Below are 24034 nucleotides of genomic sequence, written 5' to 3' on the forward strand. Positions count from 1 at the left end.
TCGGCGGCGGGGGCATCGTTGGTCAGGCTATGACCGGACGGTCGCCGAACGGACGCCTTCGGCGAGTTCCGCTGTCAGGGCGCGTACCGCGTCGAGGCCCTCGGGCACGGCCGAGACCAGGGCCGATCCGACGATGACGCCGTCGGCGTAGGCGGCGATCTCGGCGGCCTGGGCTCCCGAGCGGACGCCGAGGCCGACGCCGATCGGGATGTCGGAGTGGGCGCGGATGCGCGAGCACAGGGCGGGGGCGGCCGACGAGACCGCGTCGCGGGCACCAGTGACGCCCATGGTCGAGGCCGCGTAGATGAAGCCGCTCGAGGCTCCGAGGGTCTTGACCAGACGCTCTTCCGTCGAGGACGGGGCGACCAGGAAGATGCGGTCCAGGTTGTGCGTCGCGGAGGCGACGAACCAGTCGTCGGCCTCGTCGGGGATCAGGTTCGGGGTGATCATGCCCGCGCCACCGGCGGCGGCCAAGTCGCGCGCGAAGGTGTCCACGCCGTATTTGAGCACCGGGTTCCAGTAGCTCATCACCACGGCCTGACCACCGGCGTCGGCGATCGCGGAGACCACGGAGAACACGTCGCGCACGCGCACGCCGCTGCGCAGCGCCTGCTCGGCGGCGGCCTGGATGACCGGGCCGTCCATCACCGGGTCGGAGTAGGCGACGCCGACTTCGACGATGTCGCAACCGGATTCGACCAGCGCACGGCAGGCCGCGATGGAACCGGCGAGGTCGGGGAAGCCCGCGGGCAGGTAGCCGATCAGGGCGGCCCGGCCTTCACTGCGCGCGGTAGCGAAGGTGTTGGCGAGGCGGGACTGCGGGCTCACTGGTTGTGCTCCTGTGCGTCGTCATCGAACAGACCGAACCAGCGCCCGGCGGTGTCCATGTCCTTGTCGCCACGACCGGACAGGTTGACCAGGATGACCGAACCCTCGCCCAGTTCCTTACCCAGCTTCAACGCGCCCGCGACAGCGTGCGCGGACTCGATGGCGGGGATGATGCCCTCGGTGCGCGACAGCAGCAGCAGCGCGTCCATGGCCTCGGTGTCGGTGATGGGCCGGTATTCGGCGCGGCCGATGTCCTTGAGATGGGCGTGCTCGGGGCCAACACCCGGGTAGTCCAGACCGGCCGAGATCGAATGCGATTCGATGGTCTGGCCGTCTTCGTCCTGCAGCAGGTACGAGTAGGCGCCCTGGAACGCGCCTGGCGTGCCACCGGTGAAAGTGGCTGCGTGCCTTCCAGTTTCGACACCGTCGCCGGCTGCTTCGAAACCGACGAGGCGAACGGCGGCGTCGGGGATGAACGCGTGGAAGATGCCGATGGCATTGGACCCACCGCCCACACACGCCACGACGGCGTCGGGCAGCCTGCCGGCCTGCTGCGGGAGCTGGATCTGCTCGCGCGCCTCGAGGCCGATCACGCGCTGGAAGTCACGCACCAGCAGCGGGAACGGGTGCGGTCCGGCGGCGGTGCCGAAGCAGTAGAACGTGTCGTCGGCGTTGCTGACCCAGTCGCGCAGCGCCTCGTTGATCGCGTCCTTGAGCGTCTGCGAACCCGAGGTCACCGGGATCACCTTCGCGCCGAGCAACCGCATCCGGGCCACGTTCAGAGCCTGGCGGGCGGTGTCGACCGCGCCCATGTAGATCACGCAGTCCAGGCCGAGCAGCGCGCACGCGGTCGCGGTGGCCACGCCGTGCTGGCCCGCCCCGGTCTCGGCGATGACGCGGGTCTTGCCCATCCGCTTGGCCAGCAGGGCCTGGCCCAGCACATTGTTGATCTTGTGCGAACCGGTGTGGTTGAGGTCTTCGCGCTTGAGGAAGATCCTTGCGCCACCGGCATGTTCGGCCAGCCGGGTGCATTCGAACACCGGCGAGGGGCGGCCGGAGTAGTCGCGCTGCAGCCGGTCGAGTTCGTCGAGGAAGCCGCGGTCGGTGCGGATCTTGTCGTACTCGGCGGTGACCTCTTCGATCACGGCCATCAGCGCTTCGGGCACGTGCCGTCCGCCGTAGACGCCGAAGTGGCCGCCCGCGTCGGGTTCGTAGTCGGAGTACTCGGCGACACCGGCGCTCGCCGGGGGCAGCACCGTCACCGAATGCTCCGGCGCGCGGGCTTCGGGCAGGACGGGTGCGCACCGGCGGTGGCCAGCTCCGACACCGCCGCACGCGGGTTCCCGCTGGTGACCAGGCCTTCGCCCACGAGCACGGCGTCGGCGCCCGCCCCGGCGTAGGCCAGCAGGTCGGCGGTGCCGCGGATGCCGGACTCGGCCACCCGGATGACCTCCGAGGGCAGGCCGGGCGCGATCCGCGCGAACACGTCGCGGTCGACCTCGAGGGTCTTGAGGTTGCGTGCGTTGATGCCGATCACCGAGGCGCCGGCTTCCAGCGCGCGGTCGGCCTCTTCTTCGGTGTGCACTTCCACCAGGGCGGTCATGCCCAGCGATTCGGTGCGGTCGATCAGCGACGCGAGCACGTCCTGCTCGAGCGCTGCCACGATCAGCAGGATCACGTCGGCGCCGTGGGCACGGGCCTCGTGGATCTGGTACGGGCCGACGACGAAGTCCTTGCGCAGCACCGGGATGTTCACCGCGGCGCGCACGGCGTCGAGATCGTCGAGCGAGCCACCGAAGCGGCGGCCCTCGGTGAGCACGCTGATGATCCGCGCGCCACCTTCTTCATAGGCCTTGGCGAGCACGGCGGGATCGGGGATATCGGCGAGCGCACCCTTGGACGGGCTGGCACGCTTCACCTCGGCGATCACGCCGATACCGTCCTCGTGCAGCGCGGCGTGTGCGTCCAGCGGTCCTTTGACCGCGGCGGCAGCAGCTTTGATCGCTTGAAAATCGAGGAGGGCTTCGCGAGCGGCAACATCCGCCCGGACCCCGTCGAGAATCGAGTCGAGTACCGTCATCTGGCTCGAATCCTTTCTGGGGAGACGCACTTCTCGCCTGAGAGTCCCCTCAGGCGCTGTCTCACCGATGCTGATCAAGAATAAGGGTCGCCCGCACGTGTGGATGCGGCGGGGGTGCCGGGGGTCACTGTCGCCGGGTCACGGTCTGTGGTCGCCGGGCTTGCTGTTGTCGCTGGTTTCGGGCGCGGGGTCGGTGGGGTCGGTGCCCGCGTCCAGGGCATCCCACAGCACCCGGTCGGAAAGCGGTGCGGCGGTGGTCTGCTTGCCCACCGCGGCGCTGGCGTCGGCGCGACGGAACACCGGGTTGTCGTACTTGCCGGTGTCGGCGGCGCGTTCGTCGGTGCGACGGGTGAGCAGTATGCCCGCGGCCAAGGCGCAACACGCGGCGGCGATCGACAGCAGCGCGGGACCGAGGTGCGCCTGCGCGCTGTCCACGACCGCGCGCACCGGCAGCTCGGCCAGGGTGCCCGCCCGCTCGGCGGTTCTGCCCGCGCCGACGGTCAGCGCGAACCCCGGCACCGCGGCCACCGCCGCGATCACCGCGATCACGACCCCGAGCAGTTGCCTGACCACGCCTTTGACCGCGAACGCGGCCGCGATCGAGGCCAGCAGCACCAGTGCGAGCGGGGTGAGCGCGCCGAACCACACGCCACCGTTGAGGTTGTCGGTGCGCGGTTCGGTGAGCCCGTCGGCGGAGTGCACGGTCACCCACGTCATCCGCGAGGCCGCCCACAAACCGCCTGCGGCCAATGCCAACAGCACGACAGGGACGACCGGCTTGGCTGCGGTAGACCTTGCGGGCGCGTCTGTCATAGCTCGCCACCCTCATAGGTCCGCAGCGTCTGCGCCGCGGCGATCGCCTTCAACACCGCCATGGCCTTGTTCCGGGCCTCGGTGTCTTCGGCGATCGGATCGGAATCCGCGACCACCCCCGCACCCGCCTGCACATACGCGGTCCCGTCCTTGAGCAGCGCCGTGCGAATAGCGATGGCCGTGTCGGCGTCACCGGCGAAGTCGAGGTAGCCCACGACCCCGCCGTAGATCCCGCGCCGGGTCGGTTCCAGTTCCTCGATCAGTTCCATCGCCCGCACCTTCGGCGCCCCCGACAGCGTCCCCGCCGGGAAGCAGGCCCGCACCGCGTCGAGCGCGACCTTGCCCTTCGCCAGGTGCCCGGACACCGTCGACACCAGGTGCATCACGTGGCTGTACCGCTCGACGTGCCGGTACTGGGTGACCTTGACCGTGCCAGGCTGACACACCCGCCCCAGATCGTTGCGCCCCAGGTCCACCAGCATCAGATGCTCGGCGTTCTCCTTGTCGTCGGCAAGCAGATCCTTCTCGAGCAGGATGTCGTCCTCGGCGGTCTGTCCTCGCCACCGCGTGCCCGCGATCGGATGTGTCGTGGCCACACCATCTTTCACGGTCACCAGCGATTCAGGACTGGACCCCACGATCGAGAACGCGGTGCCACCCTGCCCGTCGGGAATGTGCATCAAGTACATGTACGGACTGGGATTCGACGCCCGCAGCATCCGGTACACGGCCAGCGGCGACCCGGTGTAATCCATTTCGAAGCGCTGCGACAGCACCACCTGGAACGCCTCGCCCGCCTCGATCTCCTTGATCAGACGACGCACGCCCGCACCGAATTCCTCGGTGGTGCGCCTGCGCAGAAACTGCGGTTCGGGCTGGTCGAACACCGCCACCGTCGACGGCGCGGGGGTGGCCAATGCGGCGGTCATCTTGTCCAGGCGCGCGACCGCGTCGTCGTAGGCGGCGTCGACGTTGGAGTCGGTGCCGTCCCAGTTCACCGCGTTGGCGATGAGCGTGATCGCGCCCTCGTGGTGGTCGAACGCGGCCAGATCGGTGGCCAGCATCAGCACCAGTTCGGGTAGCCGCAGATCGTCGGCGGCCAGTTCGGGCAGCCGTTCGATGCGGCGCACCGCGTCGTAACCGAGGTAGCCGACCATGCCGCCGGTCAGCGGCGGCAGGCCGGGCAGCCGTTCGGTGCGCAACAGTTCGAGGGTCTCGTGCAGCACGCGCAGCGGGTCACCGCCGGTGGGTGCGTCGGCGGGCACCGCGCCCAACCAGGCCGCTTCGCCGTCGATCACGGTCAACGCCGACGGGCTGCCGGCGCCGATGAACGACCAGCGCGACCACGACCGTCCGTTCTCGGCGGATTCGAACAGGAAGGTGCCGGGCCGGTCACCGGCCAGCTTCGAATAGGCCGACAGCGGAGTTTCGGAGTCCGCCAGCACTTTTCGGGTCACCGGGACGACCCGGTGCTCGGCGGCGAGCAGCCGGAACTGTTCGCGGGTCGTGGTGGTTGGTGTCGACGCGCCCTGCATGCGCCCATCATCCCAGGCGTGCCGTGCTCGGTGCGCGCGGACCCGACCCCGCGCGCAATCGCGGCGTGACCGGGCTCACTACACTCGCGCGCGTTCCATGTCGAATGCGCTATCCCCTTCCCGAGAGGAGCAATGTTGTACCCCTCGCACCAGGGCGCACAGGACGGCCGTGTGGTCGTCCCGTCGCAGCAGCACTACGGTCCCGGCCAGCAGTCGGCCCGCAGCGCGCTCAATTCGTTCGTCACCTACGCCAAGGCTATTCAGGATCTGGACAAGAAGACCTTCCCCGACGAGTACGCCGGGCACAGCGACCGCCTCCGGGAGCTGGAACCGTTGTTGCGCGCGCACGGCATTCTCGACGTGATGCAGATCCGCAATCCCGATATCGCGGCGCTGTTCTCGCAGTAGGTGCACGGAAGGGCCCTTCTTCGCACGCGCGGACGGGGGCCCTTTTCACCCGCTAGGGTCGGGGTATGCAGCCAGGCCAGCCCGCTCCGCGGTTCGAGCTCCCCGATCAGTCCGCACAACTTCGTTCGCTGGACGGCTTGCTCGCCGACGGCCCGGTCGTGCTGTTCTTCTACCCTGCCGCCAACACCCCCGTGTGCACGGCGGAGGCCTGCCACTTCCGTGATCTCAGTGGCGAATTCGCCGCGTTGGGCGCCACGTGCGTGGGCATCAGCACCGACAGCACCGAGGTACAGGCCGGATTCGCCACCAAGCAGCGCCTGGATTACCCGGTGCTGTCCGATGCCGACGGTGCCGTGGCGGCCGCGTTCGGTGTGAAGCGTGGCCTGCTGGGCAAGATCGCCCCGGTCAAACGGCACACCTTCGTCATCGACACCGATCGCACGATCTTGAAGATCGTCACCGGCGAGATCCGCGCGAACGTGCACGCCGACGAGGCGCTGGCGTTCCTGCGCGAACGCACCACCACCCCCGAGTAGCACCGTCGGCGAAACGCCGGGCCACGGATCGACGCCCGGCACCCCGCACGCCTTTACCCTGGGGCAATGACAACCGGCGAGGTGCAGTCGAACGGTCAGAAGTCCACCGCCATCGTGTGGCGTAACCGGGCGATCATGGTGGTGGCCACGATCGTGGTGCTGGTGGCCGCCTACTTCATCCTGGCCTCGTTCATTCCGCGATGGTGGGCGCAGCGCCTGGCCAACACCGTGCACGGCAGTTTCAGTTCGGGCATCTGGTGGGGCCTGGTGTACGGCATCGTGTTCACGCTGGTGCCGTTGCTGCTGCTGATCTTCGCGATACGGGTGTGGAAGAAGAAGGGCGGCAAGTTCCTCGCGGGCGCGGCGGCGATCGTGGCATTGGTGTGCGCGCTGCCGAATCTGATGACGTTGACGATCGTGTTCGGTGGCAACAATGCCGCACACGCGGGCGAACGCATTCTCGACGTCGACGCGCCCGCTTTCCGCGGTGCCAATCTGGTCGGCGCGATCATCGCCGCGCTGTTGTTCGCGCTGGTGCTGGGCCTGATGGGCAAGCGTGGACTCAGCCGTCACAAGGCTGCCAAGGCCGCCGAGGCCGCGCAGCAGCAGCCACAGCGCACCACTCCGCCGATGACCGGCGACCGCTAGCACCACCGCACAGCCGCGCGACGGTGTGAGTGAGCTCACGACCGTCGCGATCTGGCGGACGTCACAGCGACGTCGTGGCAAACTCGGTGAGGTGCGCGCCCCACTCCCTGTTATCCGTCGCCGCGCCGCGAGGCAGTTCCGGCGATGACCCAGTGGCTCGACCCCGTCGAACAGCGCGCATGGCAGGCGATCGTGGCGCTCATGACCCGGATTCCGGGCGCGTTGGACACCCGACTGCAGCGCGAGTCCGGCCTGACCCACTTCGAGTTCCGGGTGCTGAGCATCCTCTCGGAGGAGGCGGGCCATCGCCTGCAGCTCAGTGACCTGGCCCATAAAGCAAACGCGTCGCTATCGCGGCTGTCCCATGTGGTGTCGAAACTGGAACGCCTGGGCTGGGCGCGACGCGACACCACCGCGGGCCGACGCGGGGTGTACGCGGTGCTCACCGACGACGGTTTCGAGAAGGTGATCGCCGCGGCGCCGGGCTATGTGGCCGCGGTGCGCGGACTGGTCCTGGACGGTCTGTCCGACAAGCAGACCGCGCAACTGGCGGTGCTCGGCGAGACCATGTCCGAGCGGCTGAACCGGATCCTGGTCGACGACGACTAGTTCGCGGCCAGCAGCACGTCGGTGTCGAAGCAGGTGTGGGTGCCGGTGTGGCAGGCCGCGCCCTCCTGGTCCACGATCAGCAGCAGCGTGTCGCCGTCGCAGTCCAAGCGCACTTCGTGCACGTACTGGGTGTGCCCGGAGGTCTCACCCTTGACCCAGTACTGCTGACGCGATCGCGAAAAGTAGGTCGCCTTCCGGGTTTCCAGCGTGCGCGCGAGGGCTTCGTCGTCCATCCACGCCATCATCAGCACGTCACCGGTGGCCTTCTCCTGCGCGATCGCGGCGATCAGTCCGTCCTCGGTGCGCTTGAGGCGGTCGGCGATTGCGGGGTCAAGGCTCATGCCTCGTTTATAACAGTCTGCAGTTCGATGGCCACCAGCAGTTCGACGAGGTCGTTGACGCTGCGCACATTGCGGCCGGTGAGTTCCTGGATGCGCCCCAGCCGGTATTTGGCCGTATTGAGGTGGATGTGCAGCGCGTCGGCGGCTTCGCGCAGGTTCATGTCCGCGGCGGCGAACGCGCGGATGGTCTCGGCCAGCGAGCCGCACCGCGCGCGATCTTCGGCCAGGGCGCTGCTGATTCGCGGGTCAACCAGTTGCCGGGTGGTCTCGTCGGCGCGCAACAGCAGGTATTTGAACGGGGTGAGCTGCGGCAGCGCGAGCACTCCCCCGCCTTCGGGCAGCAGGGCCAACGCCGCTTGCGCCTGCCGGTAGGCGCGCGGAATCTGCGCGACTTCGGTGACGGCGGTGCTCACCCCGATCGCCAGGGTGACGCCCTCGGCGGCGAGCTTGTCGCGCAGTTCGCGCAACCGCTCGCACAGCCCGTCGGCCGGGCCGTCTTTCATCAGGGCGGGCACGGCCACGATCTCCGACCCGCGCACCACCGACATCGTCCGCAACCCGTTGACCGTGCAGCGCGCCACCGCCGCCGCGACCAATTGCCTTGCCTCACCGAGCTTTTCGGCGGTGTCGCCGCTGTGTTCGGCGGTATCGAGCACCACCGCGGTCACCACAACCACGGGCGCGACCCGTTCGGCGCCGATGCCGTGCGCGGTGGCCACCGACAGATGCGGACCGCTGGCGGGCAACGCACCGTCGAGCAGCGCGTTCATCAGCGCCTGACTGTCGCGCCCGGATTCCGCGGCCACATACTGCTGGAAGTCCAGGTACGCGTCGGTGGCCTGACTGCTGACCAGGTCGGTGTAGCGGGCCAGCGGCCCCGCCATCGACAGCACCGCCTCGCGCCCGGCCTCGGTGTCGCCGGCGTGGCGCAGCAGCGATTTCCAAATGGCCTGCTGGCCTAAGCGAAACGCCGCGATGTAATCCGACAGCGGCAGCCCGGCGCGAGCCCGGCGCGCGGCAGCCCGACGGGCATAGGCGATATCGGACGGACAGATACGGCGATGTTCGAGCAGAGCACCCAGACCCGTGCGGCTCAGCCGAGCCAGCTGATCGTGCACGTCCTGGAGTACGACCGGGTCGGCGGTGGCGTATCCGGGCAGCTGCACGCGGATCTTGGCCATCACATCGTCGGCGATCACCTCGGCGTCGTCATAGGCGCATCCGGCGATCCGTTGCCGCTCTGCCTGCACCGATTCAGATTCGGACAAAAAAGGCAATTGTGACCCAGGCGACATAGTCGGGGAGTGTGCATGACACCACTCAGAGTGTCAACTACGTCACACTGTCCGCAGCGGACGATCCCTGCCGCAAAACTTGGTCCACAGCGTCCAATGTGGGCTGTGACCTGCAAATTTAATATTGGCGCCATGCTCGAGATATCCAACCTGACGGTGCGCTTCGGCGGCATCACCGCGTTGCAGGACGTCGGGTTCACGGTCGCGCCCGGCGAGATGGTGGGCCTGATAGGACCCAACGGCGCGGGAAAAACCACGCTGTTCAACTGCATGACCCGCCGCAACCGCCCGACCTCGGGCACCATGCGCTACCTCGACACCGACCTGGGCAGCGTGCGCCCCGATGCCCTGGCAGGCCTCGGCATCGCGCGCACCTTCCAGAACCTGGGCCTGTTCCAGCGCCTGTCGGTGCGTGACAACGTACTCATCGGCGCCCACCACCGGGCCTGCGCGGGTTTCGTGTCGGCGGGCCTGCGACTGCCCAAGGTCCGCCGCGAGGAGAAACTGCTGCGCGCCGAAGCCGACGAACTGCTCGAACGCCTCGACCTGACCGCGGTCGCCGACCACCCCGCCGCCGGCCTGCCGTTCGGCACGCTCAAGCGCATCGAACTGGCCAGGGCGCTGGCGGTGCGGCCGAAACTGCTGCTGCTGGACGAGCCGGTCAACGGCCTGAGCCACGGCGAAGTCGACGAGTTCGCGCAGCGGCTGCGCGCCCTGCAGGCCGACCTGAAACTGACCGTGATCGTGGTCGAACACCACATGGGCTTCGTCATGGGCACCTGCGATCGGGTGATCTGCCTGGAGTTCGGTCAGGTCATCGCCGAGGGCAAACCCGAAGAGGTCCAGCAGAATCCGGCCGTTATCCGTGCGTATCTAGGGGCTGCGGCATGAGCGAGTTCTTGAAGATCACCGACATGCACGCGGGTTACGGTGCCGCGAAAGTCCTTCATGGCGTCAGCTTTTCGGTCGAGAAGGGCACCGTCTGCGCGATCCTGGGCCCCAACGGCGCGGGCAAGACCACCCTGCTGCGCGCGCTGTGCGGGATGATCAAAGTCCGCGGCAGCCTGCTGCTGGACGGCGACGAAGTGGCCGGTCGCGCCCCAGAAGCCATGGCGCGCATGGGCGTTGCTCATGTCCCCGAGGGCCGCGGCACCTTCACCCCGCTCACCGTCGAAGAGAACCTGCGCCTGGGCGCCTATCCCCGACGCGACCGTGCCGCGGTGGAAACCGACCTGGCTCGCGTCTACGACTACTTCCCGATCCTGCGCGACAAACAGCGCGACGCGGCAGGCGGCCTGTCCGGTGGCCAGCAGCAGATGCTGGCCATCGGCCGAGCCCTGATGCTGCGCCCCCGCATGTTGCTGCTGGACGAGCCCTCGCTGGGTTTGTCGCCGCTGGTCACCCAGGAGCTGTTCGGGATCGTTCGCACCATCAACGAAGAGGAACGCACCACGGTGATCGTCGTCGAACAAAACGCCCACCTGGCCCTGAGTGTGGCCCAGCAAGCGCACGTCCTGGAAACCGGACGCATCGTGTTGTCGGGCACCGCCGAACAGATCCGCGCCGATGAGCAGGTCACCCGCTCCTACCTGGGCATCACGGTGAAGCCGTGATCGAATTCCTGCAGCAACTGGTGGAGGGCCTGTCCGCGGGCGCCATCTACGCGGGCCTGGCACTGGCGCTGGTCCTGATCTACCGGTTCACCGGCATCGTCAACTTCGCCCAGGGCGAGCTGGCCATGTTCTCGGCGTTCCTGGCCTGGCAACTGAGCCAGGTCATGCCGTTCTGGGCGGCCCTGCCGCTGACCCTGGTGATCTCCTTCGCCGGCGGCATGTTGATCGAACGGGTGGTCATCCGCCCGGTCGAGGGCGCACCCGAGATCACCCTGGTGATCGTGACCATCGGCTTGTTCTTCACCATCAACGCCATCGCGGGTTGGATCTGGTCGTATCAGACCAAGTCGTTCCCGAATCCCTTCCCCGAGGGCGCATTACGCGGCGGCGGCCTCAGCATCGGTTACGGCAGCCTCGGCATTCTGATCGTGGTCGCGCTGGTGATGGCTCTGCTGTATCTGCTGTTCCGGTACACCCGGATCGGGCTGGCGATGCGGGCGGTGGCGTGTAATCCGCAGTCCGCCAAGCTGGTCGGCATTCGAGTCGGCACCGTGTTGGCACTGGGTTGGGGTCTGGCCGCACTGGTCGGAGCGGTCTCGGGCGTGCTGTCGGCACCGCTGCTGTTCCTCGAGCCCAACATGATGGCGGGCGTGGTGATCTACGCGTTCGCCGCGGCGACCCTGGGCGGCATGGACTCCCCCGGCGGCGCGGTGGCGGGCGGTTTGATCGTCGGCGTCGCCGAAACTCTCACCGGCGCGTACGTCGACTGGATCGGTACCGAGCTCAAAATCGGTGTGCCGCTGGTGATCATCCTGGGCGTGCTGTTGCTGCGCCCGCAAGGTCTGTTCGGACACGCGGTGGTGGAACGAGTATGAGCGAGTTGAACATTGCGGCCCCGGCGACGACTTCGGTTGCCCCCCAATCGAAATCGATCACCGATCGGCTCAGCGCCCTGCGCTGGCCGTTGATCGCGACCATCGCGGTCGTGTTGGTGGCCACCGTGGCCCCCTTCCAACTGGTGCCCTTCCACACCTTCCAGCTGGCCATGGCCATGATCTACGCGGTCGCGCTGCTGGGTTTGAACCTGCTGGTGGGCCACACCGGCCAGATCTCGCTGGGCCACGGCGCCTTCTTCGCGATCGGCGCGTACACCGCGGCGGTGGGGATCGTGCAGTGGGACCTGCCGTATCTGGCCACGATCCCGATCGCGGCGGCCATCACCTTCGTGCTCGGCTTCGCCCTGGGCGTGCCTGCCCTGCGGCTGCGCGGCCTGTATCTGGCCCTGGTCACCCTGTCGATCGCGATCTTCCTGGTCCCATTGCTCAAGCACTTCGACGGCCTGACCGGCGGTTCGATGGGACTCACGGTCACCAAGCCGCAACCGCCCGCCTGGACCGGCCTGGCCGAGGACCAGTGGCTGTACTTCCTGGCCCTGGTCACCGCCGTGCTCAGCTTCGTGTTCGTCGCCGGAATGCTGCGCTCCCGGGTCGGTCGCGCACTGCACGCGGTGCGCGACAACGAAACCGCCGCCGAAGTACTCGGGGTGAACCTGGCCCACTACAAAACCCTGGCGTTCGCCTGGAGTGCACTGCTGGCCGGCATCGCGGGCTGCGTCTACACCTGGGTGATCGCCTACGTCTCGCCGGACTCGTTCGCGTTGGCACTGTCGATCACCCTGCTGGCCGCGCTGGTCGTGGGCGGGCTCGGCACGACCTGGGGGCCGGTGATCGGCGGACTGTTCATGATGTTCGTGCCCAGCTTCGCCCAGGACGTCAACAAAGCCGCCCCCGGCGTCATTTTCGGACTGCTGATCATCGCGGTCATGTACCTCGCGCCCAAGGGACTGGCCGGCTTGGCCACCCAGTGGACGCAGTGGCTCGGACAACGTGTCCGGAAAGGGAAATCTCATGCGCATTAAGGCAATTCGCACCATCGGCATGACGGCGGCACTGCTTGCCACGCTCACCGCCTGCGGTGGTCGTGGCGAGGAAGCCGGTTCCGTCGGGCAAGGTGACTGCAAGGGTCAGCAGACCACCGGCATCACCGACACCTCCATCAAACTCGGTGGGTCCTACCCCCTGTCGGGTCCTGCCTCGGCCTACGCGGAGATCCCCAAGGGCGCCAAGGCCTACTTCGACTACATCAACGCCGAACAGGGCGGCATCGACGGCCGCAAGGTCGAGTACCTGGTGCGCGACGACGGCTACCAGCCGCCCAAGACCGTCGAGGAGGTCCGTCGACTGGTCGAACAGGATCAGGTCTTCGCGGTGTTCCAGACCCTGGGCACCGCCACCTCCTCGGCGGTGTGGGATTACCTGAACCAGCGCAAGGTCCCGCAGATCTTCGTGGCCACCGGCGCCAACAAGTTCGGCGCCGACCCGGCGAAGAACCCGTGGACCATCGGCTGGCAGCCCAGCTACCACACCGAGGCCACCGCCTACGCGCAGTACGTCAAGAAGCTGAAGGCCGACGCGACCGTGTCGGTGCTCTACCAGAACGACGACTTCGGCAAGGACCTGCTCAACGCCTTCACCGCGGGCATCGCCGGCAGCGGCGTGAAGGTGATCGCCGAGCAGAGCTACGAGGTCACCGACCCCACCGTCGACGCGCAGGTCCGCAACCTGGCCAACTCCAAAGCCGATGTGTTCCTGAACTTCTCGACGCCGAAGTTCGCGCTGCAGGCCCTGGCCGCGGACGTGCGCAACATCGACTGGAACCCCAAGCACGTGCTGGCGCAGGTGTCCAACACCTCCACCAACATGAAGCCGGTCGGCTTCCAGAACGTGCAGGGCGTGGTCAGCGCGGCCTTCCTCAAGGATCCGGGCGACCCGCGCTGGACCGCCGACAACGGCATGCAGACCTTCAAGACCAAGGTCGCGCAGTACTCCCCCGGCGCCGACACCGGCAACGGACACCTGATGACCGGCTGGGCCATGGCCGAGAGCTTCCACAAGACCATGGCAGCGGCGAAGTGCAAGACCCGCGAGGGCCTGCGCGACGCGATGCGCTCGATCGACAACGTCGCCGTCGATCTCATGCTGCCGGGCGTGTCCATGAAAACCAGTGCCACAGACGGCTTCCCGCTCGAAGCCATCGGCATGATGACCTTCACCGGTGACCACTGGACGGTCAGCGACGAGGTCATCACCACCGCGGGCAAGTAGCAGCCGCTCCCTCGTTGCGCAGCGCATTCCAGCGTGCGCGCACCGCCGGGAAGTACGCACCGCCGTTTCGCCGGCCCGCCCGATCATCTCGTCGGGCGGGTCGGCTCGTGGCCGTTGTCGGCCGGTAAGGAATTTCCCATGCGCAGAACAGTTTTCGGTGCCGAGCACGTCACCTTTCGGGCGACGGTGCGCGCGTTCATCGAGGCCGAGGTCGTGCCGAGCTTCACCCGGTGGTTCGACGACGGGCTGGTGCCGCGCGAATTCTATTACCGGCTGGGCGAACTCGGGATTCTCGGCTTGGAGGTGCCCGTCGAATACGGCGGTTCGGGCATCGACTCGTACCTGCATCGCGCGGTACTGGCCGAGGAGATCGCCCGCGCCGCAGTGTCTTTCGGTGGTTCCAGCGCGCATGTCTCTCGCTGCCTGCCACTGCTGAAAGATCTGGCCACCGAAGCACAGCGGGCGCGCTGGCTGCCCGGATTCGTCACCGGCGAAACGATGTTCGCGCTGGCGGTGGCCGAACCCGGCACCGGCATGGAGGCCGCGGGGATGCGCACCACCGCCCCGTTGTCGCTGGACCGCACGCAGTACCTGCTCAACGGTTCCAAGACCTTCGTCACCGGCGGTGTGCACGCCGACCGCGTGATCGTGTGCGCGCGCACCGCACCCCCGCGCGCCGACGACCCCACCTACGGACTGTCGCTGCTGGTCGTGAACACCGACGCCCCCGGCTTCCGTGTCGGCCGCGCCCTGGATACGTTGGGCCGCAAGGTTTCCGACACAGCCGAACTCACCTTCACCGACGTGCGCGTACCCGTGACCGACCGCCTCGGCATCGCCGACCTGGGTCTGAATCATCTTGCCGCCCAACTCCCCCACGAACGTCTCGGCATCGCCGTGGGCGCCTACGCCCAGGCCAAGGCCGCCATCCGCTTCGCCTGCCGACACACCGCACAACGCAGCCCCGCCACCGCATTTCAGACCACCAAGTTCGAATTGGCCGCCTGCCGTGCGGAACTCGACGCCATCGAGGCCATGGTGGACCGCGCCCTGCACGCCCACGATCGTGGCGAACTCACCGCCGCCGACGCCGCCTCGGTCAAACTGTTCTGCACCGAAACCGCGGGCCGCATCATCGACCGCTCACTCCAATTGCACGGCGGCTTCGGCTATCTGGCCGATTCCCCCATCGCGCGCCTGTACGCCGACCACCGCATCGACCGCATCCAGGCCGGCACCAGCGAAGTACTGCGCACGGTGATCGCCGCCGACATGGGTTTGTAGTTCAGCGGACGGTGATGCCGTCCGCGCGCATCGCGTCCTTCACCTGACCGATGGTCAGATCGCCGAAGTGGAACACGCTGGCGGCCAACACCGCATCGGCGCCGGCGTGCACGGCGGGCGGGAAGTGCTCCACCGCGCCCGCGCCGCCGCTGGCGATCACCGGCACGCTCACCGCGGCCCGCACGGCGGTGATCATCGGCAGGTCGAAACCGGCTTTGGTGCCGTCGGCGTCCATCGAGTTCAACAGGATCTCGCCCACACCCAGTTCGGCGCCGCGGATGGCCCATTCGACCGCGTCGATGCCGGTGCCGCGCTTGCCGCCGTGGGTGGTGACCTCCCAGCCGGACGGGGTGGCGGGTTCGCCGTCGGGCACGGTGCGCGCGTCGACCGAGAGCACGATGCACTGGGCGCCGAAGCGTTGCGACATCTCGAAGAGCACTTCGGGGCGGGCGATGGCGGCGGTGTTCACCGACACCTTGTCCGCGCCCGCGCGCAGCAGCCGGTCGACGTCTTCGACCGTGCGCACGCCACCGCCGACGGTGAGCGGGATGAAGATCTGTTCGGCGGTGCGGGTCACCACGTCGAGCATGGTGCCGCGGTCGCCGGTGGAGGCGGTGACGTCGAGGAAGGTCAGCTCGTCCGCGCCCTGGGCGTCGTAGGTCGCGGCCAGTTCCACCGGGTCGCCCGCGTCGCGCAGGTTCTGGAAGTTCACGCCCTTGACCACGCGGCCCGCGTCCACGTCCAGGCAGGGGATCACCCGGACCGCCAGGGTGCTGGGCGCGGTGCTGCTCATGATGGTGTCCCTCGTTCTTCTTCGCTGACCGTGCAGATCATGTCAAGGAGTTCTTCGTGCACGCCCGGCGCGGCGGCCAACACCGAACCCGACGTGATCGTCCACGGCGCGCCGGCCAGGTCGGTGACCACGCCCCCCGCGGCGCGCACCAGCGCGACTCCCGCGGCGTTGTCCCAGGGGTGATGCCCGAAAATGACCGCACCACCGAGCACACCCGAGGCGGTGAAGGCCAGGTCGATGCCGGTGGCGCCGTGCATGCGCACCCGCGAGGACAGCCGGCTCAATGCCCCGAGCAGGTCGAACCGGAACTGCCCGGAGATGCGGCCCGCCGAGTCCAGGTTGAACGCACCGAACCCGATCATGGAATCGGACAGTTTGGCCGGTTCCAGCGGCGGCAACGCGACCCCGTCCAGATACACCGGCCCGCCGATCACCGCGGCGTACCGGCGTCCGAGCATGGGCAGCCAGGTCAGACCGATCACCGGTTCGCCTTCGTGCACCAGCGCCAGCAGGATCCCCGACATCGGGTGTCCCGACGAGTAATTGAAGGTTCCGTCGATCGGGTCCAGGACCCAGGCCGTGCCCGAGGTCAGCGCGGGCCCGCCGAATTCCTCACCGTGCACGGCGATTCCGGTGCGCTGCCGCAGTTCCGCGGAGATGGTGCGTTCGAGCTCGAGATCGAGTTCGGTGGCAAAGTCGTTGCGGCCCTTGGTGACCGCGCTGGGCGCCCCGAGCCCTTCGACGAATCGCGGCACCACCGAGTCCAGAATCTGGGTGGCGACATTGCACAGGTCGGTCAGTTCGGCGGTGCTCAGCGCGGCAGTCATCGGCGGTGTCAGCGCACCGCGGCCAGGGCTTCGGGCAGCGTGAACCGCCCCGCGTACAGCGCCTTACCGATGATCGCGCCCTCCACACCTTCGGGCACGAGCTTCGAGATCGCGACCAGATCCTCGAGCACCGAGATACCGCCCGACGCGACCACCGGCGCCTCGGCCGCATTGGCGACTTCGCTGAGCAGTTCGAGGTTGGGCCCGGTCAACGTGCCGTCCTTGGACACATCGGTGACCACATACCGCGAACACCCGTCCCGCTCGAGCCGCTCGAGCACCTCCCACAGGTCCCCGCCATCGGTGACCCATCCACGCCCCCGCAGCCGCCACTGCCCGTCGATCTGCTTCACGTCCAGCCCCACCGCGATCCGGTCGCCGTACTCGCCGAGCACCCGCGCACACCACTGCGGATCCTCGATCGCCGCGGTCCCGATATTGACCCGCGCACACCCGGTAGCCAGCGCGGCCTTCAACGAATCGTCGTCCCGGATACCACCGGAAAGTTCAACCTTCACATCGAGCTCACCGACCACCTGCGCGATCAGCTCCCGATTACTCCCCTTACCGAAGGCAGCATCCAAATCCACCAGATGCACCCATTCGGCCCCCGCCTGCTGCCACGCCAACGCCGCATCCCGAGGCGACCCATAACTGGTCTCGCTACCGGCCTCCCCTTGCACAAGGCGCACGGCCTCACCATTGGCGACATCGACAGCGGGCAACAACACAAGACTCACGCCGACCAGACTAGTAGGTCTGCCCCGGCGTCTCCGCAACGCCTCTACCGCCACGCCGTGTCGATGCGCGTGCGCCCGCCCGGCCGTGACATGGCCGGACGGGCGTGTCCACCTCAGTGTCCGGCCGACACCGGACGCTCGTCGACGACGGCAGTGTTCGCGCGGCGGGTCAGCAGCAACAGCAGCGCCGTGAGCAGACCGACCGCGGCGAAGATCGCCGTGGCGGCGAACCCCGCCTGGAACCCGTCGGTGCGATCGGCGACACCGGGACCGGGCGTGAACGCGAAGGCCACCGAGGAGGCGACGGCGATACCGAGCGCCGCACCGATCTGGAACACGGCGTTGTTGATGCCGGAGACCAGACCCGATTCCTCCGGTCGCGCGCCGGTCAGCGACGCGATGGAGGCGGCAACATTGGTGGTGCCGATGCCCGAACCGAAGATCACCAACCCGAAGAACAGATCACTCCAGTAGCCGCCGTCCGCGTCGATCTGGGTGAGCAGCAGCAGCCCACCGAACAGCAGCGCCATGCCGATGATGGCGACCGGCTGATACCCGATCCGGGCGACCAACCGCGCGCTCACATTGGCGCCGATGATCGACATGATCGCGTACACCGCCGTGCTGAGCCCGAACTTCACCGCGCTGTAGCCGAGCACCTGCTGGGCATAGAGGGAGGTGATCAGCGCGCCGCCGTACACGGTCATCGCCACGATGATCATCAGCACATTGCCGCCGACCACGCTCGGCGAGCGGAAGATCCGCAGCGGCACCAGCGGGTCGGCCGAACGCGCCTCGATCACGGTGAACAGCACCAGCAGTACCGCCGCGGCGACGAGCATGCCGATCGTGCGCCCACTACCCCAGCCGACCAGTGGCGCTTCCGACACCGCGTACACCAGTGCGCCGATGGCCGCGGTGATGGTGACCGCGCCTGCTGGGTCGAACCGGCGCTTGCCCGCCCGCACCGGGGTCTGGACCAGCAGCCCGGGTCCGAACAGCAGCACAACGGCCACGACCGGAACGTTGATGAAGAAGATCCATTCCCAGCCGAGCCCGTCGGTGATCGGACCACCGATCAGCAGCGCGGCGGTGGCGCCGAACGCACCGACACCGGTCCAGATGCCCAGTGCCTTGTTGCGTTCGGGCCCTTCGGCGAAGCTGTGCATCAGCACGGCCATGGCGGTCGGTGTCATCACCGCGGCGGCGATGCCCTGCAGCACACGCGCGGTGACGAGCACCTCGTCGGACCAGGCCAGTCCGCACAGCACCGAGGCGACGCCGAACAGCGCGGTCCCGATCAGGAACATCCGGCGCCCACCCAGCAGGTCGGCGGTGCGCCCACCGAACATGAGCAGACCGCCGAAGGCCAGCAGATACGCGCTCATCACCCATTGCACACCGCCCGGCGCGAAGCCGAGTTCGGTTTCGATCGCGGGCATGGCCAGCATCACGATCTGCGAATCGACGATGACCATGAAGAACGCGGCCACCAGCAGGGCCAGCGCCCGCCATCGCCGTGGATCGGGCACCGCCTCCGCGGGTGGGGTGAGCAGAGTCGTCGGACGAGACATGATGGTTTTCCTCACTCTTGCCTTCCTCCGCGCAGCACGAATCAACCGTCTGGACACGGCCGACTGCGGGAGGGTTGATGCCTAGCCCCCGTCTGGGGCGGGCACTTTCGAGTCTGTCCGCGCGGGCGCGAGCGAACAACGGCAAAATACTCACCGGTCGGTAAGCGTGTTTTACCGATGAGAGGTGAGGGATGAACTGGCAAGAAATCGAAACGTTCCTGGCGCTGGCCGAGGAGTTGCACTTCGGTCGTACCGCCGACCGGCTGTTGCTCTCGCGTGCGCGGGTGAGTCAGATGATCCAGAGTCTGGAGGACCGGGTCGGCGCCTCGCTGTTCGAGCGAACCAGTCGACGAGTGTCGTTGACACCGTTGGGAATACAGCTTCGCGACGATCTGATCCCGCATCACCGCGGTGTGCTGACGGCGGTGGCGCAAGCGACCGATACCGCGCGCGGTATCGACGGCGTGCTGCGCGTCGGCTTCTCGAGTCCGCTGGCCAGCAAGCTGTTGATCGCCGCACGCGAGGCATTCCGGAGCTGCTATCCGGGGTGCGCAGTCGACATCAGAGAGGTGCCACTGTCGGACCGGTACAGCGGGCTGCGCTCGGGTGAACTGGACCTGCAACTCATCGAATTCCCCGCCACGGAACCGGATCTGGTGTGTGGCCCGGTGCTGATACTCGATCCCCGGGTGCTCGCGGTCTCCACCCGCAATCCGCTCTCGACCCGCGACACGGTCACCATCGATGACCTCGTCGGGGAGACAGTACTGTTCATCGGCGGCGTGCCCGGCTATTTCCTCGACGAGGTGATTCCTGCCCACACCCCGGGTGGTGCGCCGATCCACCGGTCGGCGACCACGGCGTCCTGGCAGGAACTGCTCGCGCACGTCGCGGCCGATGCCGGGGTCACGGTCACCGCCGCGCAGGGCATCCACTACTACCCACGGCCCGACCTGGCCTATATCCCGTTCACCGATGCCACCCCGATCCGCTACGGCCTGCAGTGGCGCGCGTCGGGCATGTCGACACTGGCGTCCGCTTTCGTCCGCGCCGCCGTCGAGACCTCGCCGGTCGGTGGGCGATGAACTGGCAGGAACACGAGGCGTTCCTCACGCTGGCCGAGGAACTGCATTTCGGGCGGGTGGCCGACCGGCTCGCGGTGTCACGCGCGCGGGTGAGTCAGATGATCCAGGCGATGGAACGCCGCGTCGGGGCGCCCTTGTTCGAACGCACCAGCCGCCGAGTGACGTTGACCCCCTTGGGAACTCAATTACGCGACGCCCTCGGACCGCACCACCACGGGATCCTCGCCGCCGTAGCAAGGGCCGCCGACAACGCACGCGGCATCAGCGGGGTGCTGCGGGTCGGCTTCACCCACCCGCTGGGCGCTGAACTGCTGACCTCGGCGAGCGCACTGTTCCGAACCCGCCACCCAGGGTGCGCGGTGGAGATCCGCGAAGTGCACCTGTCGGACCGCTTCGGCCCGCTCCGCCGCGACGAACTGGATCTGGTCTTCCTCGAGTTCCCCGCCGAGGAACCCGACCTGATCCGCGGCCCGGTACTGCTACGCAACCGAAAAGTCCTCGTACTGGCCCGCACCCACCGCCTCGCCGACCGGGACACGGTGTGCGCAGACGACCTCGCCGGCGAAACCCTGTTCTTCCCAGGCGGTTTGGAAGACTACTTCGTCGACCACCACCTCCCCGCGCACACCGCATCGGGACACCCGATCCACCGCACGATGACCATGCTCTATTGGCAAGAGGTCCAGCTCCAGATAGGAGCGGGCAACGGCGTGGCCGTCGCCGCCGAACAGGCCGAGCACTACTACCCCCGCCCGAACCTGATCTGCCTCCCGTTCACCGACCAACCACCCGTCGAATACGGCCTCGTCTGGCGAGCATCGGGCTTACCCACCCCGGGAGCAGCGTTCGCCGCCGCCCTCACCGAGGTCGTGACGCCGCTACTCGACGACAGCGGCCGCCCCGCCGACCGTCTGTGACAGGCCCGGATCCCGTGCGGCGGGCCTGTCACGATGGCGATCAGTTGGCGGTGGCCTCGAACATGCCCGGCTCATAGGCTCCGCCCGGTTGCCGCAGGATGACGCCGAGCCGGTTGGCCGCGTTGATCTGGACGACCACCGCGACCAGAGCGGCGAGTTGTTCGTCGTCGTAGTGCTCGCGCGCCTGCGCCCAGGTCTCGTCCGAGACGCCCTTTGCGGCATCGGCGATGCGGGTGCCTTCCTCGGCCAAGTCGAGCGCCGCCCGTTCCGCGTCGGTGAACACGGTCGACTCACGCCATGCGGCAACAAGATCGATCCGCGTCGCCGACTCTCCGGCGCGCGCGAGATCCTTGCTGTGCACGTCGGTGCAGTAGCCGCACCCGTTGATCTGGCTCACGCGCAACATCACCAGATCCTGGGTGGCTTTCGGCAGGCTCGACTGCAGCGGCACCATGCTGGCGTTGCCGAATCGCTTGCTGAACTTGGCGCCGACCTCGGTCTCGAAAAGGTTGAATCGGGGCTCCATGACGTATTCCTCACTGGTAGTGCTGATCCGGACGACCATGAGACGTCGGCGACCCGATCCCCGTAACACTTGCTCGAGGTGATCCACGCCACTGCGGAGCGGTGTTACGAAACCGCCCCGGCCGACGTCTGATGGGCGACACATCCGAGCGGAACAGGAGCCCACCATGGACCAAGCACCGGACCCGGCCACCGCGGTGTTCGTCGCCCACCGCAACCTGCTGTTCACGGTCGCCTACGAAATGCTCGGCTCGGCCGCCGACGCCGAAGACGTGCTGCAGGAAACCTGGTTGCGCTGGGTGCGCGTCGACCTCGACACGGTGCTCGACCAGCGCGCCTACCTGGTCCGGATCACCACCCGCCAGTCCCTTGACCGCCTGCGCACGCTCGGCCGACGCAAGGAGTCCTATGTCGGCCCGTGGCTCCCCGAACCACTGCTGACCACGCCCGACGTAGCCGATGACGTCGAACTGGCCGAGAGCGTTTCGATCGCGATGCTGTTGGTCCTGGAAACCCTCGCCCCGATCGAACGAGCGGTCTTCGTACTCCGCGAAGTATTCGACCTCGACTACGACGAGATCGCCGACGCCGTCGACAAAACGCCCGCCGCCGTCCGCCAACTGGCCTACCGCGCCCGCGCCCACGTCGCCGCCCGCCGCCCACGCGGGCCTGTCTCCGCGACCGAGTCCCGAGACGCGCTCGCCGCATTCCAACACGCGATCGAAACCGGCGACCTACAGAACCTGCTCGACCTCCTGGCCCCGGACGTCGTCTTCCTCGGTGACGGCGGCGGCATCAAACAGGCCGCCCTGACCCCCCTCGTCGGCGCCGCCCTGGTCGCCGCCTTGCTCACCGCCAGCGTCCCCAGAATCGGCGCCGAAATGACCGTCGAACCGGCCCACCTCAACGGCCACCCGGCCCTGATCCTGCGCCTCGACGGCACCATCGACACGATCTTCGCGGTCCGCATCGACCACGGCCTGATCACCGGCCTCTACTCCGTCCGCAACCCCGAAAAGCTGTCACGAACCGAGATTGCGACCACCCTGCAACGCTGAGTCCGGCACGATGGTCGGCATGCTCGTATCCCAGCTGAGGACGTTGAACCAGCGGCATCCGTGGAGTCACAACGATCACTACGGCGGTTGGGTTGCCGACCGCGTCGCGGCCGCCGGAGCTCGTGATGTCCTCGATGTCGGTTGCGGGACAGGCAATCTCATTGCCGGACTGCGCGATAACGCCGTCACTGTGACAGGAATCGAGCCCGATCCGGCGACCTGTGCCGTGGCGGCCGACCGCTTCGCCGATGACCCCGCTGTAACCATCTGTCGCACGGATTTCGGCGGACGCGACCCGATGCAGCGCTGGGACCGATCACCCTGGTCGCGGTCCTGCACCACATGCCACTGGTTTCGACGCTGCGCGAACTGCGTGACAGCCTCACGCCGGCAGGACGCCTTGTCATCGTCGGCTGCTACCGCGCAGCGAGCCCCGCCGACTTCCTCGCCACACTCCCCGCCGTCGTCGCCAACCCCGTCATGGGCATGATCAAGCACCCGACCCGCGCGACATCGACACCTCTCCACATGACCGCACCCACCACAGATCCGACGGAAACTCTGGCCGAAATCCGGGCCGCCGCAGCCGCGGAACTCCCAGGTTCCCGGATCCGCCGTCGACTGTTCTGGCGCTACACCCTCATCTTCGACAAGCCCAGCGGTCTCAGCTGATTCGACGGCGGAGTTCGGGAAGTCCGTCGCCGGTGAGGTCGTCGAGGGCGACGGTGCGGCCGACGACGGCCAGGGCGATGGCCTCGCCCGGACCGCGGACTTCCGGGCCGACGCCCGAGGTCCATGCGACGTCGGCGGCCGTGAAGCGCAGGCCCTTGGTGAATCTGCCGGGGAAGGCGAAGGGGTCGGGGTAGGACAGAACCGCGATCAGGCGATCGGCGGGGATTGGTCGGGGGCGGCCGAGTGGGCGGCGGATGTCTTGCTGATGCACCACCAGGTCCGACAGGCCCAGTCGCGGGGCGAACTTCGACAGGCGGCCCGCGTTGTGCTCGAATTCGTCCACCAGCCGGGTGGTCGGCAGGTCGGCGAACGAGGCGGCGATCGCGTTGTTGAGGCGATCGACCGATCCGCGGTTCTTCACCGCGGCGGCCAGATACCGCATCGGTCCGACCGTGTCGGTCAGCAGGTGCCCGACGACATCACGCACTCGCCAGCCGTCACACAGCGACGGCGTTTCCCATTCTTCGACGGTCAGCCCGCGCAGCAGTTCGATCATCTCGGCCCGTTCCGCGGCCAACATCCCCCGATAGCTCATATCGCAACTCTAGGCACCCCTGGGCACCCGCCGAATCCGCCTACAGTCGGATTTCCTTGACCCGGAAGCGATGACAGCGTGGGCGATCCGGCGC

The 24034-nt window shown here is 67.9% G+C and carries 27 protein-coding genes and 1 pseudogene; 15 read left to right on the forward strand and 13 right to left on the reverse strand.

Features of this window, described 5'->3' with window-relative positions; translation table 11 throughout:
* Positions 1-27: 27 nt before the first annotated feature.
* The 5 genes from trpA to ACFWU5_RS12370 form a co-directional block, all read right to left on the reverse strand.
* Positions 28-828 (reverse strand): tryptophan synthase subunit alpha, encoded by an 801-nt coding sequence (gene trpA, locus ACFWU5_RS12350; protein WP_379244483.1) that lies wholly within the window; start codon positions 826-828, stop codon positions 28-30.
* On the reverse strand, positions 825-2090 hold the full coding sequence (gene trpB, locus ACFWU5_RS12355; RefSeq protein WP_379267184.1) for a tryptophan synthase subunit beta: 1266 nt from the start codon (positions 2088-2090) through the stop codon (positions 825-827). Before trpB ends, trpA begins: the two co-directional genes overlap by 4 nt.
* Positions 2087-2908 (reverse strand): indole-3-glycerol phosphate synthase TrpC, encoded by an 822-nt coding sequence (trpC, locus tag ACFWU5_RS12360; protein ID WP_379244479.1) that lies wholly within the window; start codon positions 2906-2908, stop codon positions 2087-2089. The genes trpB and trpC overlap by 4 nt, the downstream gene beginning before the upstream one ends.
* Positions 2909-3046: 138 nt before the next feature.
* Positions 3047-3721 (reverse strand): TIGR02234 family membrane protein, encoded by a 675-nt coding sequence (locus tag ACFWU5_RS12365; protein WP_379244477.1) that lies wholly within the window; start codon positions 3719-3721, stop codon positions 3047-3049.
* Positions 3718-5256: an anthranilate synthase component I gene (locus tag ACFWU5_RS12370; protein ID WP_379244475.1), complete on the reverse strand. Its 1539-nt coding sequence runs from the start codon at positions 5254-5256 to the stop codon at positions 3718-3720. Before ACFWU5_RS12370 ends, ACFWU5_RS12365 begins: the two co-directional genes overlap by 4 nt.
* A gap of 132 nt (positions 5257-5388) precedes the next feature.
* Between ACFWU5_RS12370 and ACFWU5_RS12375 the strand changes: the two genes are divergently transcribed.
* From ACFWU5_RS12375 to ACFWU5_RS12390, 4 genes are all read left to right on the forward strand, one after another.
* Positions 5389-5664 (forward strand): hypothetical protein, encoded by a 276-nt coding sequence (locus ACFWU5_RS12375; RefSeq protein ID WP_379244473.1) that lies wholly within the window; start codon positions 5389-5391, stop codon positions 5662-5664.
* 65 nt (positions 5665-5729) lie between these two features.
* Positions 5730-6200, forward strand: a complete 471-nt coding sequence (locus ACFWU5_RS12380; protein ID WP_379267185.1) for a peroxiredoxin — start codon at positions 5730-5732, stop codon at positions 6198-6200.
* 66 nt (positions 6201-6266) lie between these two features.
* The gene (locus ACFWU5_RS12385; protein ID WP_379267186.1) at positions 6267-6848 is read left to right on the forward strand and encodes a permease; all 582 of its coding nucleotides are present in this window, start codon (positions 6267-6269) and stop codon (positions 6846-6848) included.
* Positions 6849-6992: 144 nt separating this feature from the next.
* A complete protein-coding gene (locus tag ACFWU5_RS12390) occupies positions 6993-7457 on the forward strand; it encodes a MarR family winged helix-turn-helix transcriptional regulator (protein ID WP_379267187.1) in 465 nt (154 codons plus the stop codon).
* Here the strand turns inward: ACFWU5_RS12390 and hisI are convergent.
* Together hisI and ACFWU5_RS12400 are read right to left on the reverse strand one after the other, a co-directional pair.
* A complete protein-coding gene (gene hisI, locus ACFWU5_RS12395; RefSeq protein ID WP_379244465.1) occupies positions 7454-7798 on the reverse strand; it encodes a phosphoribosyl-AMP cyclohydrolase in 345 nt (114 codons plus the stop codon). The two genes, ACFWU5_RS12390 and hisI, sit on opposite strands and share 4 nt — an antisense overlap.
* A complete protein-coding gene (locus ACFWU5_RS12400) occupies positions 7795-9066 on the reverse strand; it encodes a PucR family transcriptional regulator (RefSeq protein WP_379244463.1) in 1272 nt (423 codons plus the stop codon). The genes hisI and ACFWU5_RS12400 overlap by 4 nt, the downstream gene beginning before the upstream one ends.
* Before the next feature lie 159 nt (positions 9067-9225).
* Between ACFWU5_RS12400 and ACFWU5_RS12405 the strand changes: the two genes are divergently transcribed.
* The 6 genes from ACFWU5_RS12405 to ACFWU5_RS12430 all read left to right on the forward strand — a co-directional run bounded on the left by ACFWU5_RS12405 (position 9226) and on the right by ACFWU5_RS12430 (position 15154).
* Positions 9226-9984: an ABC transporter ATP-binding protein gene (locus ACFWU5_RS12405; RefSeq protein WP_379244461.1), complete on the forward strand. Its 759-nt coding sequence runs from the start codon at positions 9226-9228 to the stop codon at positions 9982-9984.
* Positions 9981-10706 carry an ABC transporter ATP-binding protein gene (locus ACFWU5_RS12410; RefSeq protein ID WP_379267188.1) on the forward strand — a complete coding sequence of 242 codons (726 nt, stop codon included), beginning with the start codon at positions 9981-9983 and terminating at the stop codon, positions 10704-10706. Before ACFWU5_RS12405 ends, ACFWU5_RS12410 begins: the two co-directional genes overlap by 4 nt.
* A complete protein-coding gene (locus ACFWU5_RS12415; protein WP_379244457.1) occupies positions 10703-11581 on the forward strand; it encodes a branched-chain amino acid ABC transporter permease in 879 nt (292 codons plus the stop codon). Before ACFWU5_RS12410 ends, ACFWU5_RS12415 begins: the two co-directional genes overlap by 4 nt.
* A complete protein-coding gene (locus ACFWU5_RS12420; RefSeq protein ID WP_379267189.1) occupies positions 11578-12624 on the forward strand; it encodes a branched-chain amino acid ABC transporter permease in 1047 nt (348 codons plus the stop codon). The genes ACFWU5_RS12415 and ACFWU5_RS12420 overlap by 4 nt, the downstream gene beginning before the upstream one ends.
* Positions 12614-13870 (forward strand): ABC transporter substrate-binding protein, encoded by a 1257-nt coding sequence (locus ACFWU5_RS12425; RefSeq protein ID WP_379267191.1) that lies wholly within the window; start codon positions 12614-12616, stop codon positions 13868-13870. Before ACFWU5_RS12420 ends, ACFWU5_RS12425 begins: the two co-directional genes overlap by 11 nt.
* Before the next feature lie 138 nt (positions 13871-14008).
* Entirely contained in the window at positions 14009-15154 is a 1146-nt protein-coding gene (locus ACFWU5_RS12430) for an acyl-CoA dehydrogenase family protein (RefSeq protein WP_379267192.1), read from the forward strand.
* Position 15155: 1 nt separating this feature from the next.
* Here the strand turns inward: ACFWU5_RS12430 and hisF are convergent, their stop codons facing one another.
* The 4 genes from hisF to ACFWU5_RS12450 form a co-directional block, all read right to left on the reverse strand.
* Positions 15156-15947 carry an imidazole glycerol phosphate synthase subunit HisF gene (gene hisF / locus ACFWU5_RS12435; protein WP_379244449.1) on the reverse strand — a complete coding sequence of 264 codons (792 nt, stop codon included), beginning with the start codon at positions 15945-15947 and terminating at the stop codon, positions 15156-15158.
* Entirely contained in the window at positions 15944-16774 is an 831-nt protein-coding gene (locus ACFWU5_RS12440; RefSeq protein ID WP_379244447.1) for an inositol monophosphatase family protein, read from the reverse strand. Before ACFWU5_RS12440 ends, hisF begins: the two co-directional genes overlap by 4 nt.
* An 8-nt stretch (positions 16775-16782) precedes the next feature.
* Entirely contained in the window at positions 16783-17514 is a 732-nt protein-coding gene (gene priA / locus ACFWU5_RS12445) for a bifunctional 1-(5-phosphoribosyl)-5-((5-phosphoribosylamino)methylideneamino)imidazole-4-carboxamide isomerase/phosphoribosylanthranilate isomerase PriA (RefSeq protein ID WP_379244445.1), read from the reverse strand.
* A gap of 113 nt (positions 17515-17627) precedes the next feature.
* Positions 17628-19088: an MFS transporter gene (locus tag ACFWU5_RS12450; protein WP_379267193.1), complete on the reverse strand. Its 1461-nt coding sequence runs from the start codon at positions 19086-19088 to the stop codon at positions 17628-17630.
* Between the two features lie 191 nt (positions 19089-19279).
* On the opposite strand from ACFWU5_RS12450, the gene ACFWU5_RS12455 reads away from it, so the two are divergent.
* Complete coding sequence (locus tag ACFWU5_RS12455; RefSeq protein WP_379267194.1) at positions 19280-20173, forward strand: LysR family transcriptional regulator; 894 nt, start codon at positions 19280-19282, stop codon at positions 20171-20173.
* Positions 20170-21090 carry a LysR family transcriptional regulator gene (locus ACFWU5_RS12460; RefSeq protein ID WP_379267195.1) on the forward strand — a complete coding sequence of 307 codons (921 nt, stop codon included), beginning with the start codon at positions 20170-20172 and terminating at the stop codon, positions 21088-21090. Before ACFWU5_RS12455 ends, ACFWU5_RS12460 begins: the two co-directional genes overlap by 4 nt.
* Positions 21091-21130: 40 nt before the next feature.
* Here the strand turns inward: ACFWU5_RS12460 and ACFWU5_RS12465 are convergent, their stop codons facing one another.
* Entirely contained in the window at positions 21131-21616 is a 486-nt protein-coding gene (locus ACFWU5_RS12465) for a carboxymuconolactone decarboxylase family protein (RefSeq protein ID WP_379267197.1), read from the reverse strand.
* Between the two features lie 166 nt (positions 21617-21782).
* Between ACFWU5_RS12465 and ACFWU5_RS12470 the strand changes: the two genes are divergently transcribed.
* From ACFWU5_RS12470 to ACFWU5_RS12480, 3 genes and pseudogenes are all read left to right on the forward strand, one after another.
* Positions 21783-22673, forward strand: a complete 891-nt coding sequence (locus ACFWU5_RS12470) for an RNA polymerase sigma-70 factor (protein ID WP_379267198.1) — start codon at positions 21783-21785, stop codon at positions 22671-22673.
* Positions 22674-22692: 19 nt separating this feature from the next.
* Positions 22693-22914, forward strand: a pseudogene (locus ACFWU5_RS12475) (methyltransferase domain-containing protein); the annotation flags it as partial.
* A 101-nt stretch (positions 22915-23015) separates the two neighbouring features.
* The gene (locus tag ACFWU5_RS12480) at positions 23016-23345 is read left to right on the forward strand and encodes a hypothetical protein (protein ID WP_379267253.1); all 330 of its coding nucleotides are present in this window, start codon (positions 23016-23018) and stop codon (positions 23343-23345) included.
* Here ACFWU5_RS12480 and ACFWU5_RS12485 read toward each other — a convergent pair.
* Positions 23338-23940: a maleylpyruvate isomerase family mycothiol-dependent enzyme gene (locus ACFWU5_RS12485; protein WP_379267199.1), complete on the reverse strand. Its 603-nt coding sequence runs from the start codon at positions 23938-23940 to the stop codon at positions 23338-23340. The two genes, ACFWU5_RS12480 and ACFWU5_RS12485, sit on opposite strands and share 8 nt — an antisense overlap.
* Positions 23941-24034: the final 94 nt, after the last annotated feature.

The organism is Nocardia sp. NPDC058640 (genome assembly GCF_042716995.1).
Taxonomy (GTDB): Bacteria; Actinomycetota; Actinomycetes; order Mycobacteriales; family Mycobacteriaceae; genus Nocardia.

Coding starts and splice junctions, on each gene's coding strand:
- trpC (WP_379244479.1), bottom strand. CDS start 2,908: ATGACGGTACTCGACTCGATTCTCGACGGGGTCCGGGCGGATGTTGCC.
- ACFWU5_RS12365 (WP_379244477.1), bottom strand. CDS start 3,721: ATGACAGACGCGCCCGCAAGGTCTACCGCAGCCAAGCCGGTCGTCCCT.
- ACFWU5_RS12370 (WP_379244475.1), bottom strand. CDS start 5,256: ATGCAGGGCGCGTCGACACCAACCACCACGACCCGCGAACAGTTCCGG.
- ACFWU5_RS12375 (WP_379244473.1), top strand. CDS start 5,389: ATGTTGTACCCCTCGCACCAGGGCGCACAGGACGGCCGTGTGGTCGTC.
- ACFWU5_RS12380 (WP_379267185.1), top strand. CDS start 5,730: ATGCAGCCAGGCCAGCCCGCTCCGCGGTTCGAGCTCCCCGATCAGTCC.
- ACFWU5_RS12385 (WP_379267186.1), top strand. CDS start 6,267: ATGACAACCGGCGAGGTGCAGTCGAACGGTCAGAAGTCCACCGCCATC.
- ACFWU5_RS12390 (WP_379267187.1), top strand. CDS start 6,993: ATGACCCAGTGGCTCGACCCCGTCGAACAGCGCGCATGGCAGGCGATC.
- hisI (WP_379244465.1), bottom strand. CDS start 7,798: ATGAGCCTTGACCCCGCAATCGCCGACCGCCTCAAGCGCACCGAGGAC.
- ACFWU5_RS12405 (WP_379244461.1), top strand. CDS start 9,226: ATGCTCGAGATATCCAACCTGACGGTGCGCTTCGGCGGCATCACCGCG.
- ACFWU5_RS12410 (WP_379267188.1), top strand. CDS start 9,981: ATGAGCGAGTTCTTGAAGATCACCGACATGCACGCGGGTTACGGTGCC.
- ACFWU5_RS12420 (WP_379267189.1), top strand. CDS start 11,578: ATGAGCGAGTTGAACATTGCGGCCCCGGCGACGACTTCGGTTGCCCCC.
- ACFWU5_RS12425 (WP_379267191.1), top strand. CDS start 12,614: ATGCGCATTAAGGCAATTCGCACCATCGGCATGACGGCGGCACTGCTT.
- ACFWU5_RS12430 (WP_379267192.1), top strand. CDS start 14,009: ATGCGCAGAACAGTTTTCGGTGCCGAGCACGTCACCTTTCGGGCGACG.
- hisF (WP_379244449.1), bottom strand. CDS start 15,947: ATGAGCAGCACCGCGCCCAGCACCCTGGCGGTCCGGGTGATCCCCTGC.
- ACFWU5_RS12440 (WP_379244447.1), bottom strand. CDS start 16,774: ATGACTGCCGCGCTGAGCACCGCCGAACTGACCGACCTGTGCAATGTC.
- ACFWU5_RS12450 (WP_379267193.1), bottom strand. CDS start 19,088: ATGTCTCGTCCGACGACTCTGCTCACCCCACCCGCGGAGGCGGTGCCC.
- ACFWU5_RS12455 (WP_379267194.1), top strand. CDS start 19,280: ATGAACTGGCAAGAAATCGAAACGTTCCTGGCGCTGGCCGAGGAGTTG.
- ACFWU5_RS12460 (WP_379267195.1), top strand. CDS start 20,170: ATGAACTGGCAGGAACACGAGGCGTTCCTCACGCTGGCCGAGGAACTG.
- ACFWU5_RS12465 (WP_379267197.1), bottom strand. CDS start 21,616: ATGGAGCCCCGATTCAACCTTTTCGAGACCGAGGTCGGCGCCAAGTTC.
- ACFWU5_RS12470 (WP_379267198.1), top strand. CDS start 21,783: ATGGACCAAGCACCGGACCCGGCCACCGCGGTGTTCGTCGCCCACCGC.
- ACFWU5_RS12480 (WP_379267253.1), top strand. CDS start 23,016: ATGCCACTGGTTTCGACGCTGCGCGAACTGCGTGACAGCCTCACGCCG.
- ACFWU5_RS12485 (WP_379267199.1), bottom strand. CDS start 23,940: ATGAGCTATCGGGGGATGTTGGCCGCGGAACGGGCCGAGATGATCGAA.